The sequence below is a fragment of the Chitinophaga sp. CB10 genome, from assembly GCA_001870995.2.
In the GTDB taxonomy this organism is placed as follows: domain Bacteria; phylum Bacteroidota; class Bacteroidia; order Chitinophagales; family Chitinophagaceae; genus Chitinophaga.
The window spans coordinates 152,551-169,888 of the sequence record MLAV02000004.1 but is presented as its reverse complement, the minus strand read 5'-3'; the positions used below and the strand labels follow the sequence as shown (position 1 = coordinate 169,888).

General features: G+C 50.6%; 13 protein-coding genes. 10 read left to right on the top strand and 3 right to left on the bottom strand.

The features are described 5' to 3' along the window. Window position 1: 1 nt before the first annotated feature. Window positions 2-901 carry an alpha/beta hydrolase-fold protein gene (locus tag BOC67_RS07920; RefSeq protein ID WP_291909088.1) on the top strand — a complete coding sequence of 300 codons (900 nt, stop codon included), beginning with the start codon at window positions 2-4 and terminating at the stop codon, window positions 899-901. A 123-nt stretch (window positions 902-1,024) separates the two neighbouring features. Here BOC67_RS07920 and BOC67_RS07915 read toward each other — a convergent pair whose 3' ends face one another. Beyond that, window positions 1,025-2,419 carry an epoxide hydrolase family protein gene (locus tag BOC67_RS07915; protein ID WP_291909085.1) on the bottom strand — a complete coding sequence of 465 codons (1,395 nt, stop codon included), beginning with the start codon at window positions 2,417-2,419 and terminating at the stop codon, window positions 1,025-1,027. 408 nt (window positions 2,420-2,827) lie between these two features. On the opposite strand from BOC67_RS07915, the gene BOC67_RS07910 reads away from it, so the two are divergent. From BOC67_RS07910 to BOC67_RS07895, 4 genes are all read left to right on the top strand, one after another. Beyond that, window positions 2,828-4,813, top strand: a complete 1,986-nt coding sequence (locus tag BOC67_RS07910) for a glycoside hydrolase family 97 protein (protein WP_291909082.1) — start codon at window positions 2,828-2,830, stop codon at window positions 4,811-4,813. Between the two features lie 143 nt (window positions 4,814-4,956). Continuing rightward, the gene (locus BOC67_RS07905) at window positions 4,957-5,400 is read left to right on the top strand and encodes a hypothetical protein (protein ID WP_291909080.1); all 444 of its coding nucleotides are present in this window, start codon (window positions 4,957-4,959) and stop codon (window positions 5,398-5,400) included. Window positions 5,401-5,479: 79 nt separating this feature from the next. Then, complete coding sequence (locus BOC67_RS07900) at window positions 5,480-6,379, top strand: IS1595 family transposase (protein ID WP_291909078.1); 900 nt, start codon at window positions 5,480-5,482, stop codon at window positions 6,377-6,379. Window positions 6,380-6,467: 88 nt separating this feature from the next. Then, on the top strand, window positions 6,468-6,659 hold the full coding sequence (locus BOC67_RS07895) for a hypothetical protein (protein ID WP_291909076.1): 192 nt from the start codon (window positions 6,468-6,470) through the stop codon (window positions 6,657-6,659). A 2-nt stretch (window positions 6,660-6,661) separates the two neighbouring features. On the opposite strand, the gene BOC67_RS25385 is transcribed toward BOC67_RS07895, so the two are convergent. Continuing rightward, window positions 6,662-6,880 (bottom strand): helix-turn-helix transcriptional regulator, encoded by a 219-nt coding sequence (locus BOC67_RS25385; RefSeq protein WP_222614333.1) that lies wholly within the window; start codon window positions 6,878-6,880, stop codon window positions 6,662-6,664. Between the two features lie 104 nt (window positions 6,881-6,984). Here BOC67_RS25385 and BOC67_RS07890 point away from each other — a divergent pair, with 104 nt between their 5' ends. Together BOC67_RS07890 and BOC67_RS07885 are read left to right on the top strand one after the other, a co-directional pair. Beyond that, window positions 6,985-7,227: a hypothetical protein gene (locus tag BOC67_RS07890; RefSeq protein ID WP_291909073.1), complete on the top strand. Its 243-nt coding sequence runs from the start codon at window positions 6,985-6,987 to the stop codon at window positions 7,225-7,227. A gap of 545 nt (window positions 7,228-7,772) precedes the next feature. Next, window positions 7,773-8,483, top strand: coding sequence for a sialate O-acetylesterase (locus BOC67_RS07885; RefSeq protein WP_291909070.1), 711 nt, complete (start codon window positions 7,773-7,775; stop codon window positions 8,481-8,483). Window positions 8,484-8,572: 89 nt separating this feature from the next. Here BOC67_RS07885 and BOC67_RS07880 read toward each other — a convergent pair whose 3' ends face one another. Next, window positions 8,573-9,451: an AraC family transcriptional regulator gene (locus BOC67_RS07880; protein ID WP_291909067.1), complete on the bottom strand. Its 879-nt coding sequence runs from the start codon at window positions 9,449-9,451 to the stop codon at window positions 8,573-8,575. Between the two features lie 195 nt (window positions 9,452-9,646). Here BOC67_RS07880 and BOC67_RS07875 point away from each other — a divergent pair, with 195 nt between their 5' ends. The 3 genes from BOC67_RS07875 (at window position 9,647) to BOC67_RS07865 (ending at window position 17,332) form a co-directional block, all read left to right on the top strand. Further along, entirely contained in the window at window positions 9,647-13,726 is a 4,080-nt protein-coding gene (locus BOC67_RS07875; protein ID WP_291909065.1) for a hybrid sensor histidine kinase/response regulator transcription factor, read from the top strand. 109 nt (window positions 13,727-13,835) lie between these two features. Beyond that, complete coding sequence (locus tag BOC67_RS07870) at window positions 13,836-14,018, top strand: hypothetical protein (protein WP_291909062.1); 183 nt, start codon at window positions 13,836-13,838, stop codon at window positions 14,016-14,018. 152 nt (window positions 14,019-14,170) lie between these two features. Next, window positions 14,171-17,332 (top strand): TonB-dependent receptor, encoded by a 3,162-nt coding sequence (locus BOC67_RS07865; protein WP_291909060.1) that lies wholly within the window; start codon window positions 14,171-14,173, stop codon window positions 17,330-17,332. Window positions 17,333-17,338: the final 6 nt, after the last annotated feature.

Genomic DNA, 17,338 nt, shown 5'->3' with positions numbered 1-17,338 from the left:
CATGAGAAAACGAAATTTCATTATCGTTGCGCTGCTGCTCTCCGCTGAACTCAGCCAGGCGCAAACAGGTAATACGGAAGGAAAGGCAGCTGCTACGGCTGCCTTTCCTGATCCGCCGGAGGGGTATAATGCGCAGCACGCAACGGCGCCCCACGGAAAGCTGACCTTGGTGCAGTACGATTCCAAAACGCTGGGTACCCGCAGGGAAATGAACGTGTACACGCCGCCAGGTTATTCCGCAAAGCAAAAGTATCCCGTGATTTATCTATTGCATGGCCTCGGGCAGGATTACCGCCAATGGACGGAATGGTGCCAGGCGGATAATGTAATAGACAACCTCATTGCAGCCGGTAAAATCCGCCCGGTGATCCTCGTGTTCCCGAACTGCGATACCAGGCTAACGGTAACGGATACCGCAGTGGCCAACCGCTCCGGCAAAGCGGATAATTATGAAGGTTATGGAAAGCCGTTTGAAGAGGATTTGTTAAAAGACATTATTCCATACGTGGATCAGCATTACGCCACGAAGGCGGACCCGGCTCACAGAGCCCTGGCTGGTTTGTCGATGGGAGGAGGGCAATCGTTTAATATCGGGTTGTATCATCCGGATGTTTTTGGCTATGTGGGTGGATTTTCCGCAGCGCCTAATACGCATACGTTTGGCGGTATGTACACGGATGTTGCTTTTATACCTGATATTGCCGCTGCGCGCAAGAAATTGCGGCTGCTGTGGGTAGGCTGTGGTGATAAGGACGGGCTTTTCCGCATTAGTGAGCAAGTGCATCAGTATCTTAGTGAAATTGGTTTCCCGCATGTTTGGAGAGTGGATGGGAATGGGCATGATAATAAGGAGTGGGATAGTAATTTGTATTACTTTGCGCAGCGGGCGTTTGGGAAGTAAGGGTTATACAAAAGTTGGAATAAGCGCGGCCTTGTAATAAAAAACGCAGGCCATGTTACTGCACCGTTCCCCCGGTAACAAAAAAAGCCCGCGTCACCGCGGGCCCTTTCACTCATTCCAACCTTACAAATCCTTCCTCAACGATCTAAACGCCGCTCTTAATTCCGCTGCAAATACCTGTGGTTCCTCCCATGCTGCAAAATGCCCGCCTTTCGTTACTTCATTAAAATATTTCAGGGTTGGATACGCTTTCTCCGCCCATGTTTTCGGCGCCTGGTAAATTTCCCCGGGGAATACGGTGATGGCTACCGGCACTTTGATCTCCGCGGTGCGCTGCTCCACGGCGTTGAAATTATTATTGTTGTTCTCCCAGTAGAGTTGGGAAGAGGAGGCGCCGGTATTGGTCAACCAGTACAACGTAATATCATCCAGCATATCATCTTTTGACAGTACTTTTTCCGCATCGCCGCCGCTGTAGGTCCAGTCGTTAAACTTATCGAAGTAGAATGCCGCCAGTCCTGCGGGGCTGTCCGCCAGGCTGAAACCGATCGTTTCCGGGCGGGTCACCATAATGCCGGCGTATGCGCCGCCTTTGGTGTACAGGCTGTTCATGGATTCGTAAGCTTTCCTTTCTTTGTCGGACAAGCCTGCTGGCGCCGGTTCGCCGGCTTTCAACGCTTTGGCGATATCCGCGGGAACGGTGGCCGGCATGTTTACATGGATGCCCAGCAACCCTTTAGGCGCCTGCCGGCCCATGGCGTCGGAGATGACTGCGCCCCAGTCGCCCCCCTGTGACACGTATTTATGATAGCCGAGGCGGTGCATCAGCGTGTCCCACGCTTTGCCGATGCGTTCCGGCCCCCAGCCTGCTTCCGTCGGTTTGCCGGAGAAGCCGTATCCCGGCATGGATGGGATGACAACGTCAAAGGCATCTTCCGCTTTGCCACCATAGGCCGTAGGGTCCGTGAGAGGGCCTATAATTTTCAATTGCTCAAATACAGATCCGGGCCAGCCGTGCGTAATGATAATAGGCATGGCGTTCGGATGTTTGGAGCGGACGTGTATGAAATGAATATCCAGTCCGTCAATATTGGTGATGTACTGCGGGAGCGCATTGAGTTTGGCCTCTGCCTTCCGCCAATCGTACCGGGTTTCCCAGTACTTCACCAGCTCCTGGAACTTCGCGAGGTTCACGCCCTGGGAGCGGTCTTTCACGGTTTCTTTGCTGGGCCAGCGGGTGGCTTTGATGCGTTGTTTCAGGTCCGCGATGTCCTTATCGGAGATGCGTGCTTTGAAAGGGCGGATGGCTACAGGATTGTCAGGGAAAGAATAGACAGGGATGGAAGTACCGGGAGCGCCGTTGCCAGCCAATGGGGTATTGCCTGCAGGCTGATTCCTTTGCGTATCGCCGTTACCAGCCACTGTCGTCAATTTATTTTTTTCAGGGTTACCGTTACCTGCCAGTACTACATTTCCGGTAAAAATGCCAAGAGCAATGAATAAAGCGTTTCTGTTCATGAGTGTATGTTTTATATTTTTAGCAATCGATGTATAGCGTCTGTCGCTGATCATGATGTAAAACTACCGCCCATGCCATTAGCCATCGATACGTAACCTGCCGAACCGGACAAATTCGGTGGCGAGGCCGGCATTTTAACCGGGGAGAAATGGCGCGTACCCGGAAAACGAAATGCTTTCATTATCTCCGCACCCATCTGCAACATTTCCCTACCAAAGTTGTATCATTCCATACCCCGCATTCCCCCCGTTTAATAATAGTTTTGCAGCTACCGGCTGATCACCAGGTCATCCAGTTTTGTATCGCATAATTATAAAATCAGGAGCGGGGTTGGCCCTTCATGGTAACAGGGTTTGATGAATGCAACATAACGGACCCCGTTTTCCTGATTCATTTAATCCACGTTTATGAAATTTTTATTGCTGCCACTTTATTCAAAGCTGTCTTCTCCTTTCCGCCAATACAAGGCGAAACGTAATTCCCGGATGTTTGCATCGCTGATTTCCCTTTTTTGCGTTTTGCCGGCAGTAGCCCAGCAGGCCACACTGCCTTCTCCCAACCAGGAGATAACTGTAACCCTTCATCCGGCGCAGCCTGGTCCGTCAGGCGGCTGGTATTTGGGCGTGAGCTATAACCATAACGGGCATACGGCCACCGTCATCCCGCGTATTGAACTGGGCTTGCAGCGGAACGACCAGGAATTTTCCCGGCAGCTGAAATTGGTGAAAGCCGCCAGGCCCCGCTTGATCCGGGAACAATACACGGCCCTGATTGGGAAAAGGTCCCTCTGCACTAATACGGCCAATGAAGCGACTTATACCTTCGCCAACCCATCCGGCGCAGTCATGAACCTCGTTGTTCGGGCGTATAACGACGGCGTGGCTTTCCGCTACGAATTCCCCGGGGGCCAGGGTTCCTTTACCATCCAGGATGAGCTCACCGCTTACCAGCTCCCGAAAGAGGACAAACGCTGGCTGCAACCATGGAACACGCCCAACGAAAGCTATTATGACACGCTCGGCAAACAGGGGGAATGGTGCTATCCGGCGCTGTTCCAATCCCAAAACGAATCCTGCTGGGTGCTGCTGCACGAGGCTGACCTGAACGGTACCTATTGCGGTACCAAACTGTCCAACACCGGCGATGCCGGCGCCTACAAGCTCCAGTTCCCCGATCCTAAGGATGGCAAGGGTACCGGCGCTGCCCAGCCCGTGATCACGCTTCCCTGGAAGTCGCCCTGGCGCGTGGCCATCATTGGCGCGCTGCCTAACGTCGTCGCCTCTACGCTGATCAATGATGTATCTGCCCCATCCGTCATAAAAGATACTTCCTGGATAAAACCAGGCATCGCCTCCTGGAACTACTGGTCCAGTAACCATGGCACCATGGACTATCAAATCGTTTGTTCCTTTGCGGACCTCGCAGCGGAAATGAACTGGCCCTACACGCTGCTTGACTGGGAGTGGGACGCCATGGGCAACGGCGGTAAGCTGGAAGACGCCATTCGTTATATTCATTCCAAAGGCCTGCAACCCCTGATGTGGTATAATTCCGGCGGGCCGCATACGGATGTGGCTTCCACCCCGCGGGACAGGCTCCTTACGCACGAAAGCCGGGTAAAGGAATTCACCTGGCTGAAGCAGCTGGGCGTGGCCGGTATCAAAGTGGATTTTTTCGAAAGCGAAAAGCAGCAAATGATCCAATACTACCAGGGTATCCTGCAGGATGCGGCTGAGTTTAAACTGATGGTATATTTTCATGGCTGCCTCGTGCCCCGCGGCTGGAACCGCACCTATCCCCACCTCATGACCTACGAAGCGGTGCGGGGAGCGGAATGGTATAACTACGATCCTGGCTTTACCACCGCCGCGCCGGTGCACAATACAGTCCTGCCCTTTACCCGCAACGTGGTGGGCTCCATGGATTACACGCCGGTCACTTTTACAAATTCGCAGTTTCCCCATATCACCTCCTACGGCCACGAGCTGGCATTAGGGATCGTTTTTGAATCCGGCATACAGCACCTGGCGGACCGTCCGGAAGGCTACCGGCAACTGCCGGACGCAGCTAAATCTCTCCTCAAAAACCTACCTGTAACCTGGGATGATACGAAGATGCTGGACGGTTACCCCGGCAAGGGAATTACGCTGGCCCGCCGCAAAGGCAACAGCTGGTATATCGGCGGCATCAGCGCCGGCCTGGGAGAGGAAAAGAAAACCATCCGCCTGGATTTTCTGCCACAGGGCACGAAGTACCGGCTGATGCTGATCAGCGACGGCGCGCATGACAAAGCGCTGGACACGCGTTACGAAGTGGTGGACGGCTCCGGCGCCCTGGACGTGAAACTCCTGCGCCGTGGCGGATTTGCGGCCGTGCTTACCCCGCTGCAATAATATTTGGATGTTGCTTTGAATAAATCTACGCAATTATATACAATCCGCACCTAACGGCGGAATAAACTAAAATTTATAAATTACCCATAAATAAGCACATCAGAAATGGTGTGCTTTCTTACTTTTAATTAAAATAGTTCTTTATGGGTAGTAAATTTCTAAAGAAGATAAATAACAATCAGTACCTAGTATTACTAAGCACCCTTTACGGTTTTAAGGATGTTCCTAGAGACATTAAGGGTATATTCACGGGCAACATGACGGATATAAATATATTTTCACATATTAATTGGGAATACATTATCGTATGCGGTTTGTTTTTTATTGTTGTACGAAGTCACAACAGGCTGAAAAAGCAGACATACAATCAGGGAATGGCCGTACAAAAAGCATTATACGAGGATTTTTACCCGGCCATTTTACAGCAACAATATAGAACGGAATGTATTTTAAAGGGGTTTCCCTATGACCAAGACGAGGAAAAGAAACGGATAGAAGATGCTCTAAAATTGTTCAAAAATGGCTTTACCACCGAAGAACTAATAGAAGTTATGAAAAAGCATTATCCGGAGATGCCAAATAACTGATTATCAAATACTTAAATCGAAAAATATCTTTGACCATTGCTCTTTTTTGTGTATTTTTTAGCCTTAAAACCGGCTATTTTTGACGCAAAAATTTACCTCTTTAATAGAGTTTTTAGAGCGGTTTAAGGACGATGACGATTGTAGGGAGTATTTGGTTCAAATGAGGTGGCGGGGAGTACCGGAATGTCCACACTGCAAAAGCAAGAAAGTTTACGAATATCAATCCCGGCCTATATACAAATGCCGGGATTGTAATAAGCAGTTCCGCGTAACTACTGGAACTATATTTGAGAGCAGCAATCTACCGCTCCGAAAGTGGTTCCTTGCTATGTACCTTCTTTCCTCCAATAAGAAAGGTATTTCCTCCATGCAATTAGCAAGGGAATTGAAGATTACACAGAAATCGGCTTGGTATCTTGCGCATAAGATCAGGGAAATGCTGAACAATAAAGCTGCTCTAAAGAAATTACGCGGGGTTGTTGAGGTTGATGAAACATATGTAGGCGGAAAACGCCGCGGTTCCAAGCGAGGCCGGGGAGCAGAGCATAAAACACCCGTTTTCGGGATGTTAGAAAGAAACGGAACACTCCGTATTATGCCGGTAGAGAAAGTAAACGGGAAAACGTTAAAAGGGCTAATTAGTGGTAATGTCGTACGAGGAACTACGATCATGTCATACGAGTTTAAAGCGTACAACGGATTAAGCAAGTTTTATATCCACAAGGTAGTACAGCACGGGATAAAGGAATATGTAAACGGCGATGCACATGTAAACTCATTGGAAGGGGCTTGGTCACTTCTGAAAAGATCAATCCGGGGCATTTATCACCGCCCCAGCCGGAAATACCTAGATAATTATTGGGGAGAATTTGAATTTCGATACAATACACGGAAAAAGTGCATTGAAATGCGTTTTACGGAACTGATGAAATGTTCCAAAATCAGGCTCAAACATATTGATATTAGGCGTACAGGCTAGGGTTTTCAAATACAGTATATTGTCCTATTTTTGTCTATACCGGCGGAAGCGGGATGGATAGTTATTGTGGTTGAAAAATCAGAGTGTTATGCCAAAAAGAACAAAAAAGAAACCTGACATGCCAGATGTTACAATTGTACCGGAGGGAAAAGACTTCGATACGATGCTTTTTTTGGCTTTAAATACACCGCCGATCAAGAAAAAAGCACCTAAATCACCAAAGAAGAAAGCAGCTAAACAAGCCGAAAAGCCGGACGACAAGGAAAAAGACGCAGAATAAGTCTAAAACTTCATTAGTTCGCTAGGGTGTACTTTCAATGCATCCGCTAAGGTCACAATAGTAGTAAGGGAAGTATTTGTAGTGCCACGCTCTATGCGACTGATATGACTTGGTTCAATGTCAGCCTCAAAAGCCAGATCGGTTTGTGTCATACCTTTGCCCTCCCTTAACCTTTTCAGATTAGCGCCAAATTTCTTTCTTATTGCCAAGTCCTTTTCCACGGACACAATATATAATTGGTATGCATAATAAGACTAGCTATGAAGAGCTAGCTTTATAGAGCAAATATTTGTTTATATTCGCTCAATAATCAAACTTCCCGACAATGTACACCAATGCCCTTACTCATGAAGAAAAACGCGAAAAAGCGTTACAAGATGTAAAACTATTCATTGCAAATGGATGGGATTTAAAGGAAGAAACCCCTGAATTTTTTCTATTAACACGGAATGAGGCCAGCAAGGGGGTACATTTCTTGATTTTCCTGTTTACGTTTTGGTTCACACTAGGAATAACAAACCTTATCTATCACTTGCTATCGAAGAAAAAGAAGAGAATCTTAAAATGAAACAAAGCCTGTCAAAAACGACAGGCTTCTTTATTTACATAAAAAAGCTATAAGATATGCCAAGTATTCAGTCAATTCTATTTACTGTCATTGCCATTACTGCTATATGGGCAATTACTCATTATTGCATAAGCCTATACCTTAACGGCGGAAAAAGAGAGAAGAATAGCAGAAAGCTGTATAAGAAACCCAAAGACAAGGACAAACATACCCCATCTATATAAACGATTCTTTTTAGGGGCGTCTATAACTTCTTTGAACTCGTCATCATTATCTAACAGGTAAAAATTGGAACTACCAACTTTAGGATTTGCACGAAACATCATGTACACTCCTGCAAAATTAACAGATAGACCTGCAATGTTTAAAATCGTTACTAGCATGAATAAATATACCAAAAGTCCGCCGAAGGGCGGGAGTAAGAAATGGTTATTCCGATTTGTTACAGTAAAATTGCACTAAGGTGCGTAAAGTATATAATTACCTAAAAAAAAATAGAACCACCGCTTCCGGTTATACGAAATTTCCAATACCAGCCCGGCTTATTGTATAACGCCATGATCCACCCGCTGATTCCTTTTGGCATCAAAGGCGTGATCTGGTACCAGGGCGAGTCCAACGCTTACATGGCATACGACTACCGCACGCTGTTCCCTATGCTGATCAACGATTGGCGGGAACGCTGGCAGCAGGGCAACTTCCCCTTCCTCTTTGTGCAGCTGGCCAGCTTCCAGAAAATTGTGCCCACGCCGGCAGAAAGCGAATGGGCCGAGCTGAGAGAAGCGCAAACGCTGACCTTATCCCTGCCGAATACAGCTATGGCCTGCACCATCGACATCGGCGATCCGAATAACATCCATCCTGCCAATAAACAGGAAGTAGGCCGCCGGCTCGCGTTGCTCGCGGAAAAACAGGTCTACAAACGAAATATCGTAGCCTCCGGGCCTATGTACAACGGCTTCCAAAAGGAAGGCAGTAAAATAAAGATCAACTTCTTGCATACGGGATCAGGCCTGCGCACGCGGGATGGCAAGGAGTTAACCGGTTTTGCCATCGCAGGAAAAGACGGCGTATTCCACTGGGCCAAAGCGACAATTGCCGGTAAGCAGGTGGTGGTAGAAGCCGCAGAAGTACCGGACCCCGTAGCAGTGAGATATGCCTGGGCGGATTCCCCCATCTGTAACCTCATAAATGCAGAAGGACTGCCCGCCGTACCTTTCAGGACGGATCAGTTTAAAGGACGTACACAGCATTGATACAAAAGCCCGCGATAAAAAGCGGGCTTTCGCCTTAGGGCAGGGAAGCAATGGGCTGGTATGCGGTTTGCTGATAACGCGGGTTTGCCTTATGATTTAACATCCGCCATCGTCCGTATTTTCTTCCTCCGCATGCCGGGATTCTCTCCCGTCATCTTCCGGAAGAAGCGGTTGAAATAGGAATTATTCTCGAAGCCGAGGCTGTACGCAAGGTCCTTGATGGTAACATCCTGCGTCATCATGATATGCTGGGCCCTTTCGATCTTGCGCTCCTGGATGTATTTCCCCGGCGTGCAACCCATGTGTTTTTTAAACAGGCGGATGAAATGATCCTTCGTCAGGAAGCAGCTCTCCGCAAGGACTTCCAGGCTGATAGGCTTGTGCAGGTGCGTTCGGATGTATTGCAACGAACGCAGGATGCGCTGATCGATATTCGCTTTCTTGTCCGACGCATGCACGAGAAAGCGGGAGAGGAGCTGGTTCAGGATGCCCTGCACTTCCATGTCATACCCCGGCGGCATGCTCTTCTGCGCGGCAATGTTTTTCACCAGCGTGGGCAGGTTGTCGTAAGACCAGGGATCAAACTGCTGCAGGCTGCGGTCAGGGTTGATCTCCACCAGGCGCTTGATCAGCCGCAGCACCAGCGGATCGGCCCTGACTTCCACGGGGAAGTCCAGCAGCTCAAAAATGCCGGGCTGATTGTTGACCTCCTCGTAAATATGAATGTAATATAACGTAAGCGGGCCCTCGCAATTATAACCGTGATTGGTGTACGCAGGAGTGAGGTAAAGATGATCTTTTTTCAAATCATAGGTTTTATCCTCCCGGATGAGTTGCGCCGTTCCACTCTCGACAAAATGCAATCGGATGAAAGGGCTGCAAATGTTTCTCCAGTTCCAGTCCGCCAGGTGGACAGCCCGGCCAATATTCAGCAAGATAAACTTCGGCTGCACAGTTACTTGACTCATACGGAGTAAATCTAAGCAATAAATGTCGATAAAGTGCAATTTTTTATCGATATCTGTCAAGTCTTGAAAATAAACGATAGGTACATTTGAAAAAGTAGTGTCAACGGGCGCTTCCGAGAGGACGGCGCCCTGTGAGCGGTCACCGGCATCCGGGTTCCGGATTACACGATAACAGCCGCGTTAAACCAGTCGCCAATGCGTTATTTTTTTTGGACAGTATTATTATTACATTCAATTGCAACCTTTGCCCAGCGTAGCTTCTATAACTTCCGTAAAGTAGATATACAGTCAGGGCTTTCCCACAACCAGGTCAACGCTATCTATAAGGATGTGAACGGCTACCTGTGGATCGCCACCATGTCCGGCCTGAACAGGTACGACGGATACAGTTGCAAGGTGTACCGCGTAACGCCCAACGATACCAATTCCCTGCGGGACAATAATATCAACGCCATATTACCCCTGCCGGAAAATAAGATCTGGTTGAACTCCAATGGCGGGTCCTGTATATACGACCCGGCCACGGAATCCTTCAACCGCAACAGCGACAACTACCTGCGCCTGCTCGGCCTGCCCGCCGGCAGGATCCGGACCATCGTCAAAGGAACGCACGACCGCTACTGGTTCCTGTTTGATACCGGGGAGTTGTACCAATATGCCGCCGGCAGCAAAAATGCCCGGCTGTTCAACCCTGAACGCCATCCACAGCCGGCGGACAGGATCGCCGCCGTGCAGGAAGCCGCCAACGGCATCGTATGGATACTCCTGGCGGATGGTACACTCAAAAAATACAAGGATAACCAGCTCCTTTTTACCAGCAGGATGTTGCAGCAGGAGCGGCACAAACCGGATAATTTTTACATCGATAACGACGGGGACCTCTGGCTATGGAGTTACAATACCGGCGTACTCTTTTTTAATACTACCGACAGCGCCATCCGCAGGATCGATAAGCATTCCTCCCCAGCCAGGATCAAAGCGGATATTGTGTCCTGCGTTATACAGGACGACCGTGGCCTGATATGGCTAGGTACAGACCATGGCGGCGTTACCATCGTCGATAAAAAAGACGGCTTCCGGTCTGAAACCCTCGTCAATATCCCCGATGATCCCAAAAGCATCAGCCAAAATACCATCACCACCATCTATAAGGACGATAAGGGCATCATCTGGCTCGGCACCTATAAAATGGGAGTCAACTACTATAACAGCGGCATCGTGCAGTTCCCTTACTACCACCGCAAGGAAGGCGGCCCCGGCGGCCTCCCGTACGATGATGTGAACCGCTTCGTGGAAGATAAACAGGGCAACCTCTGGATCGGCACCAACGGCGGTGGACTCATCTACTTCAACCGCCAGCAAAAAACTTTCCGGCAATACCTCCATGATGCGGATAAAAATACCGGCCCCGGTAGCAACGTGATCGTGAGCTTATACATCGATCATAACAACGTCCTCTGGATTGGTACCTATACCGGAGGCCTCAGCAGCTTTGACGGTAATAAATTCACGACCTGGCGCCATGATGATAAGGATACCACCTCCCTGTATGACGACAGCGTTTGGGAGATACTGGAAGATAAAAACCATACGCTCTGGATAGGCATGCTCTCCGGCGGGGTGGACCGCTTTGACCCCGCCACCGGCAAGTTTGAGCATCTCGCCAACAAACCCGGCGCCCTGCTCTCCAACCGCGTATCCGTGATGATAGAGGATAGTAAAGGAAACATCTGGATCGGTACAGATGCCGGTATTTCCGTGAACGGCAGTGACGGAAAAGTATTGCAGACCTACCGCACACAACCCGGCAAAAACAGCATCAGCCACGATAACATTAATTGTTTACTGGAAGACAGTAACGGCAACATCTGGGTAGGTACGCGGGAAGGGCTCAACCTCATCAACCGCAAAACCGGTAAAATTGAAGTGTTCACCCTCGCGGACGGCCTGCCGGACAACCTGATGCTGAATATCCTCGAAGATAAACAGCATACGCTCTGGTTAACCACGCCGAATGGTTTGTGCAATGTCATCCCGCATTACCAGAAAGATCGTACAACCATTTCCGTTATAAAATACGATGAGTCCAACAACCTGCAGGGCCGCGAGTTCAACAAGAATGCCGCCCTGCGCACAAGAGCGGGAGAGATGGTCTTTGGCGGCCCGGCCGGATTTAACATCATTCAGCCGGAAAGCATCGTACACCATAACGATTCCGTAAACCTCACGTTTACCGGCATAGAGTTATTGAATAAACCCATCCTGCCGGGGCAGCGCATGAATAACAGGATTCCCCTGCCGGCCTCCATTTCCCTGCTGAAAGAGCTGAACCTGAAATACAACGAAAATGTTTTCTCCATCGAATTTGCCGCGCTGGATTTCGCTTCCGGCAAATACGACAAATATGCCTACCGGCTGAATGGCTTTGATCAGCACTGGATCTATGCGGACGAAAGCCGCCGCCGCGCTACCTACACCAACCTCGATCCGGGGCATTATGTGTTTGAAGTGAAGGTGATGAACCACAACGGTTCCTGGAGCCCCGTGAAAAGCCTCGTGATCAACATTGCGCCGCCGTTCTGGCATACCTGGCTGGCCTATGTGCTGTATGTGCTGATTGCCGTGAGCATCCTGCTGCTGGCCCGGCAGATCATGCTCGACAGGGTGCATATGCGCTTTAAAATGCAGCAGCAGCGCCGCGAAGCGGAGCGCGCACATGCAGTGGACCAGATAAAAACCAAATTCTTCACCAACGTAAGCCACGAGTTCCGTACCCCGCTCAGCCTCATCATCGCGCCGCTGGACCGCCTGATCAAACAGGCCACCAGCGAAGAGCAGCAACAGCAGCTGGCGCTGGTGCAACGGAATGCAAGGCGGCTCCTCAACCTCGTCAACCAGTTGCTGGATTTCCGTAAGATGGAAGTCCAGGAAATTAAACTCTATCCCTCCGTGGGCGACATCGTGCGGTTCTGCCGGGAAATCAGCCTGTCCTTTTCGGACATTGCGGAAAAGAAGCACATCAACCTGTCCTTCACTTCGGATGTGGACCTCCTGGAAATTTACTTTGACCGCGATAAAGTAGAGAAGATACTGCTGAACCTCGTTTCTAACGCTTTCAAATACACGCCGGACAATGGCGATGTGACCATAGAACTGCATTACCAGGCTCCTGAAACCGGCAGCGGGGAGGGGAGCGTGGTGCTGAAAGTCCGCGATACGGGCATCGGCATCCCGCAGGATCAGCAGGACCGGATCTTTGAACGCTACTTCCAGTCGGAAGTGCCGGAGAGTATGGTCAACCAGGGCACGGGCATCGGCCTGGCCATCACCCGGGAGTTTGTAAGGCTGCACGGCGGTACCATAGCCGTGAAAAGTGAACAGGGCAAAGGCTCCTGCTTCACCGTCACCCTGCCGGCAAAAAAGATCTACGAGCCGCCGGCTGCCGCCGCCACGGAGCAACTGCCGGAAGAATTGCAGCCCAGAGAGAAAGGCAATAAGCAAAAAACGGTGCTGGTCGTGGAAGATAACGAGGACCTCCGCTTTTACCTGAAGGACAACCTGAAGGGCATGTACCATGTGGAAGAAGCCACCAACGGTAAGGAAGGCTGGGAAAAGGTAAAGCAGCTGCTGCCGGACCTGGTGGTCAGCGATGTGATGATGCCGGTAATGGATGGCGTCACCATGGCGAAAAAGATCCGTAACGAAATGGCAACGGCGCATATCCCGGTTATTTTACTCACCGCTATGGGCAGCGAGCAAAAACAGCTGGAAGCCCTGGATGCCGGTATTAATGATTATATCACCAAACCATTTACCTACGAAGTGCTGGAATCCCGTATCAAAAACCTGCTGGCCCACCAGCTCTATATGCAGAAGCGCTTCCAGAAGCAAATTGACGTCAGCCCGGAAGAGGTGACCATCACGCCGGTGGATGAACAGTTCATGAAACAGGCCCTGGCCATCGTGGAGCGGAATATGGACAACCCGGATTTTTCCGTAGAGGAGTTCAGCAGCGAAATGTGCATGAGCCGCGTTACCCTGTACCGCAAAATCATGTCCCTCACGGGCAAAGCGCCCCTGGACTTCATCCGGTCCATCCGCCTCAAACGCGCCGCCCGGCTCCTGCAATCCAGCGGCTTGTCCGTTTCGGAAATCGCCTACCAGGTAGGCTTCAACGACCCGAAGGTTTTCCGGAAATTCTTTAAACAGGAATTCAACGACACGCCTTCCCAATACGCGGCCGGGTTTAAAAATACTTCTTCCCCGTCGCCCTGATGCAAATTGAAAATCAGGGGTTTGATACAAATTGAACCCCTATTTGAAACAATCGTGGATGCTGTTTGCTAAAACGTTAGCATAGTTTTACAAGACTTAATCCACGTATATGAAATCACGACTGTTCTATCACCTTAGCCTGTGGTCGCCCACCGGCGTGCAAAAACTATTCCCCGTCAGTCCTACGGCGCGGGGCCACTTACCTGTACATGCAACCTTGTCATTTATGGATCGGAGCAACGGCATCACCGGCTACGCCGGATGGAATGAACCGGCTTGCCCCCGATGGTAACAAAGATTCCAAAAAGCAAAAGTTTCAGCTCATGGTGACTCACATTCACCGCATACAATACAGCACCCCGGATGTCTATCCGGCAGCTTTTGTCCTATGTGGTGCCAGTGGTGTAATCACCCGGTAACAATCATCATTTAAAGCATTTTGACATGATATCAGCCAAAAAGAACTTCCCTATGCTGATGCTGCCTGCCTGGCTCCTTATCGGAGTCCTGTTTTGCGCCAGTAGCTTCGCACAATCCATTACCCTTACAGGTACTGTTGTAAATAAAAAAACAAACGCCCCCGTGCCGGGAGTGGCCATCGTGGTGAAAAACTCCAATCGCCACGCCATCAGCGACGCCGCCGGCAAATTCACCCTGGAAACAACCGCCGGCAATACCCTGCTCGTATCCATGATGGGATTTGAAAAGCAGGAGGTAACGGTCGGCAAAACGAATAACATCACCATCCAACTGGTGGAGAACGTCTCCCAGCTGGACGATGTGGTGGTAATCGGTTACGGTAAAACGAAACGCAAGGATGTGACAGGCGCCATCTCCTCCGTCAGCGGCGATGAAATCCGGAAAACGCAGCCTACCACCTTCGACCAGGCCCTGCAGGGAAAGGTGCCCGGCCTGGTAGTACAACAGGTGTCCGGCCAGCCCGGCGGCGCCGTGTCCGTACAAATCCGCGGCCTTTCATCCTTTGGCTCCAGCGGCCCCATGTACGTGATCGACGGGATCATCATCGGCGGTACCGCCAGCCTGGGCGAAGGTACCAACCCCCTGGCCGGTATCAACCCCTCCGAAATCGAATCCATCGACGTACTGAAAGATGCCTCCGCCACCGCCATCTATGGCTCGCAGGCCACCAACGGGGTGATTGTAATCACCACCAAAAGAGGCCTGGTAGCGCCGCCCGCCATCAGTTACGATATGTACACCGGCTACCAGCAGCTGCCTAAACGCATGCCGCTGATGGACCTGCAGGAATACGCCACCTTCATCAATGAAAGGAACAAGGCGCTGGGATGGGGCTTTGATACCCGTGAGGACTTCGCCAACCCCAAATACCTGGGAAAGGGTACGGACTGGCAGAAAGAACTCTTCCGGAATGCGCCCATGACCAACCACTCCCTGACGGTGAACGGCGGGGATGTGAGAACCCAATACCTCTTATCCGGTTCCTACTTTAAGCAGGAAGGTATTGCGCTGGGTTCTGATTTCGAACGCGTATCGGTACGCCTCAACCTGGATAATAAAACCACCGACTGGCTGAAAATAGGTACCAGCCTGCAACTGGCTAATATCAAGGAAAGCGTGAACACCACCGGCAACAGTGTGATCCACTCCGCGCTCACCCAAACGCCCGATATCGCCATCAGAAATCCCGATGGCAGCTGGGGCGGTAACTATAACCCGGATGGCTGGGTGAATAACAATATTGTGAACCCCTATGCCATGGCGCTCATCAACAAGGATGACATCAACCGGTACCAGCTGTTTGCCAACCTCTATGCGGATGTCGCCTTCTACAAGGACCTCAGCCTGCGCAACGAGGTTACCTTCAGCTACAGCACCGCCAGGGAAGACCGCTTCAATCCCACCTATACTTTTGGCCTTGTAAAACGCACCAACAACAGCGGCGCTTTTTTATACAACCAAAACCTCTTTAAAACCATCCGCAATTATTTCACCTACCAGCATGTATTTGACAAGAAATACAATGTGAATGCGGTAGTGGGCCACGAAGCGCAGCTGAGCACCAGCGAAGGCGCCAGCGCCGCCCGCGACAACTTCCCGTCCAACAACGTGCAGGTGATCAGCAGCGGGGACCCTACCACGGCTACCAACACCGGTATCAAAGGCCAGAATGCGCAGGAATCCTACTTCGGCAGGATCAACTTTGGCCTCAACGATAAATACCTGTTCACCGGTAACGTGCGCGCAGACGGCTCTTCCAAGTTTGCGGCAGATAACCGCTGGGTAACCACCTGGTCCGGCGCCTTCGCCTGGAAGCTGAATAATGAAGCGTTCCTGCGCCAGGTAAAACAGGTCAACGAGCTGAAACTCCGCCTCGGCTACGGCCTTACCAACAACCAGAACATCCGCGACTTTGCCTATACCTCCACTTTAATGACGGTGGCCACCGGCCTGACCGGCATTGCACAGCTGACGGTAAACGTAGGCAACCCCTACGTGCAATGGGAAAAAACCAAGTACACCAACATCGGCCTGGATGGTACCTTCTTTAACTGGCGGTTGAACTTCGAGCTGAACTTCTACAATCGCAGAACGGACGGGCTGGTGATGCAAATCCCGCTGCCGCTCTACGCCGGCACTGCCATCGGATGGGCGCCCGGCTCCCTGGACGCGCCGTATGTCAACATCGGTATCGTCAACAACAAAGGATTCGATTTCCGGATCAGCTCCACCAACATCCAGCGTAAGCATTTCAGCTGGAAAACGGATTTCACCGTTTCCCGCAATATCAACGAAGTAATCAAACTCAATACGGACGGCGCTTCGCTCAGCAGGCCGTACACCCGCACCGTGGTGGGCCGCTCCATCGGCGAGTTCTATGGCTATGTGATAGATGGCGGCGTGTTTGCCACCGCGAAGGATTTTGAAACGCATGCACTGCCCGTAAAAAACGGGGAACCATTGCCGGTAGGCCCTGCAGGGGGCAGCATCTGGTACGGGGATCTCAAGTTTAAAGACCTGAACGGAGATGGTATCATCAATGAGCTGGATCAAACCTACCTGGGATCGCCCATTCCAAAGTACCAGCTGGGCCTGAACAATACGATTTCCTATAAAAATTTCGACCTGAATATTTTCTTCAGCGCCAACATCGGCAACAAGGTATTCAACCAACTCAGGATAACCGGGGAATACCCCGGCACCAGCTCCGGCTACATGCGCAACCTTATGAATTATGCGCAGCTGGCCCTGATCGACTCCTCCGGCTCAGCCACGGATATCAAAAACGTGTACGTGAAAAATCCCGGCACATTCATCCCCGGTTTGAGGAACGATAATACGAATGATAATAACCGCGTATCCAATAAATACGTGGAAGACGGCGACTTCCTCCGCTGTAAGAACATCTCCCTGGGATATTCCCTGCCGGATAAACTGCTCAATGTGCTGCACATCCACTACCTGCGTTTATACGTGAACGTATCCAACGCGTTCATCATCTCCAAATACTCCGGTATGGACCCTGAAATCGGTTCATGGGATCCGCTGAACGCAGGCATTGACAATGGCTTCTACCCGCAACCCCGCGTGTACACCATTGGTGCGAATATTAAACTGACAAAATAGGTTCTT

What these genes read in the sequence shown, in the direction of transcription:
- BOC67_RS07915 (WP_291909085.1), bottom strand. Translation starts at nt 2,419, where the DNA reads ATGAACAGAAACGCTTTATTCATTGCTCTTGGCATTTTTACCGGAAAT.
- BOC67_RS07895 (WP_291909076.1), top strand. Translation starts at nt 6,468, where the DNA reads ATGCCAAAAAGAACAAAAAAGAAACCTGACATGCCAGATGTTACAATT.
- BOC67_RS07875 (WP_291909065.1), top strand. Translation starts at nt 9,647, where the DNA reads ATGCGTTATTTTTTTTGGACAGTATTATTATTACATTCAATTGCAACC.
- BOC67_RS07905 (WP_291909080.1), top strand. Translation starts at nt 4,957, where the DNA reads ATGGGTAGTAAATTTCTAAAGAAGATAAATAACAATCAGTACCTAGTA.
- BOC67_RS07865 (WP_291909060.1), top strand. Translation starts at nt 14,171, where the DNA reads ATGATATCAGCCAAAAAGAACTTCCCTATGCTGATGCTGCCTGCCTGG.
- BOC67_RS07880 (WP_291909067.1), bottom strand. Translation starts at nt 9,451, where the DNA reads ATGAGTCAAGTAACTGTGCAGCCGAAGTTTATCTTGCTGAATATTGGC.
- BOC67_RS07870 (WP_291909062.1), top strand. Translation starts at nt 13,836, where the DNA reads ATGAAATCACGACTGTTCTATCACCTTAGCCTGTGGTCGCCCACCGGC.
- BOC67_RS07920 (WP_291909088.1), top strand. Translation starts at nt 2, where the DNA reads ATGAGAAAACGAAATTTCATTATCGTTGCGCTGCTGCTCTCCGCTGAA.
- BOC67_RS07890 (WP_291909073.1), top strand. Translation starts at nt 6,985, where the DNA reads ATGTACACCAATGCCCTTACTCATGAAGAAAAACGCGAAAAAGCGTTA.
- BOC67_RS07910 (WP_291909082.1), top strand. Translation starts at nt 2,828, where the DNA reads ATGAAATTTTTATTGCTGCCACTTTATTCAAAGCTGTCTTCTCCTTTC.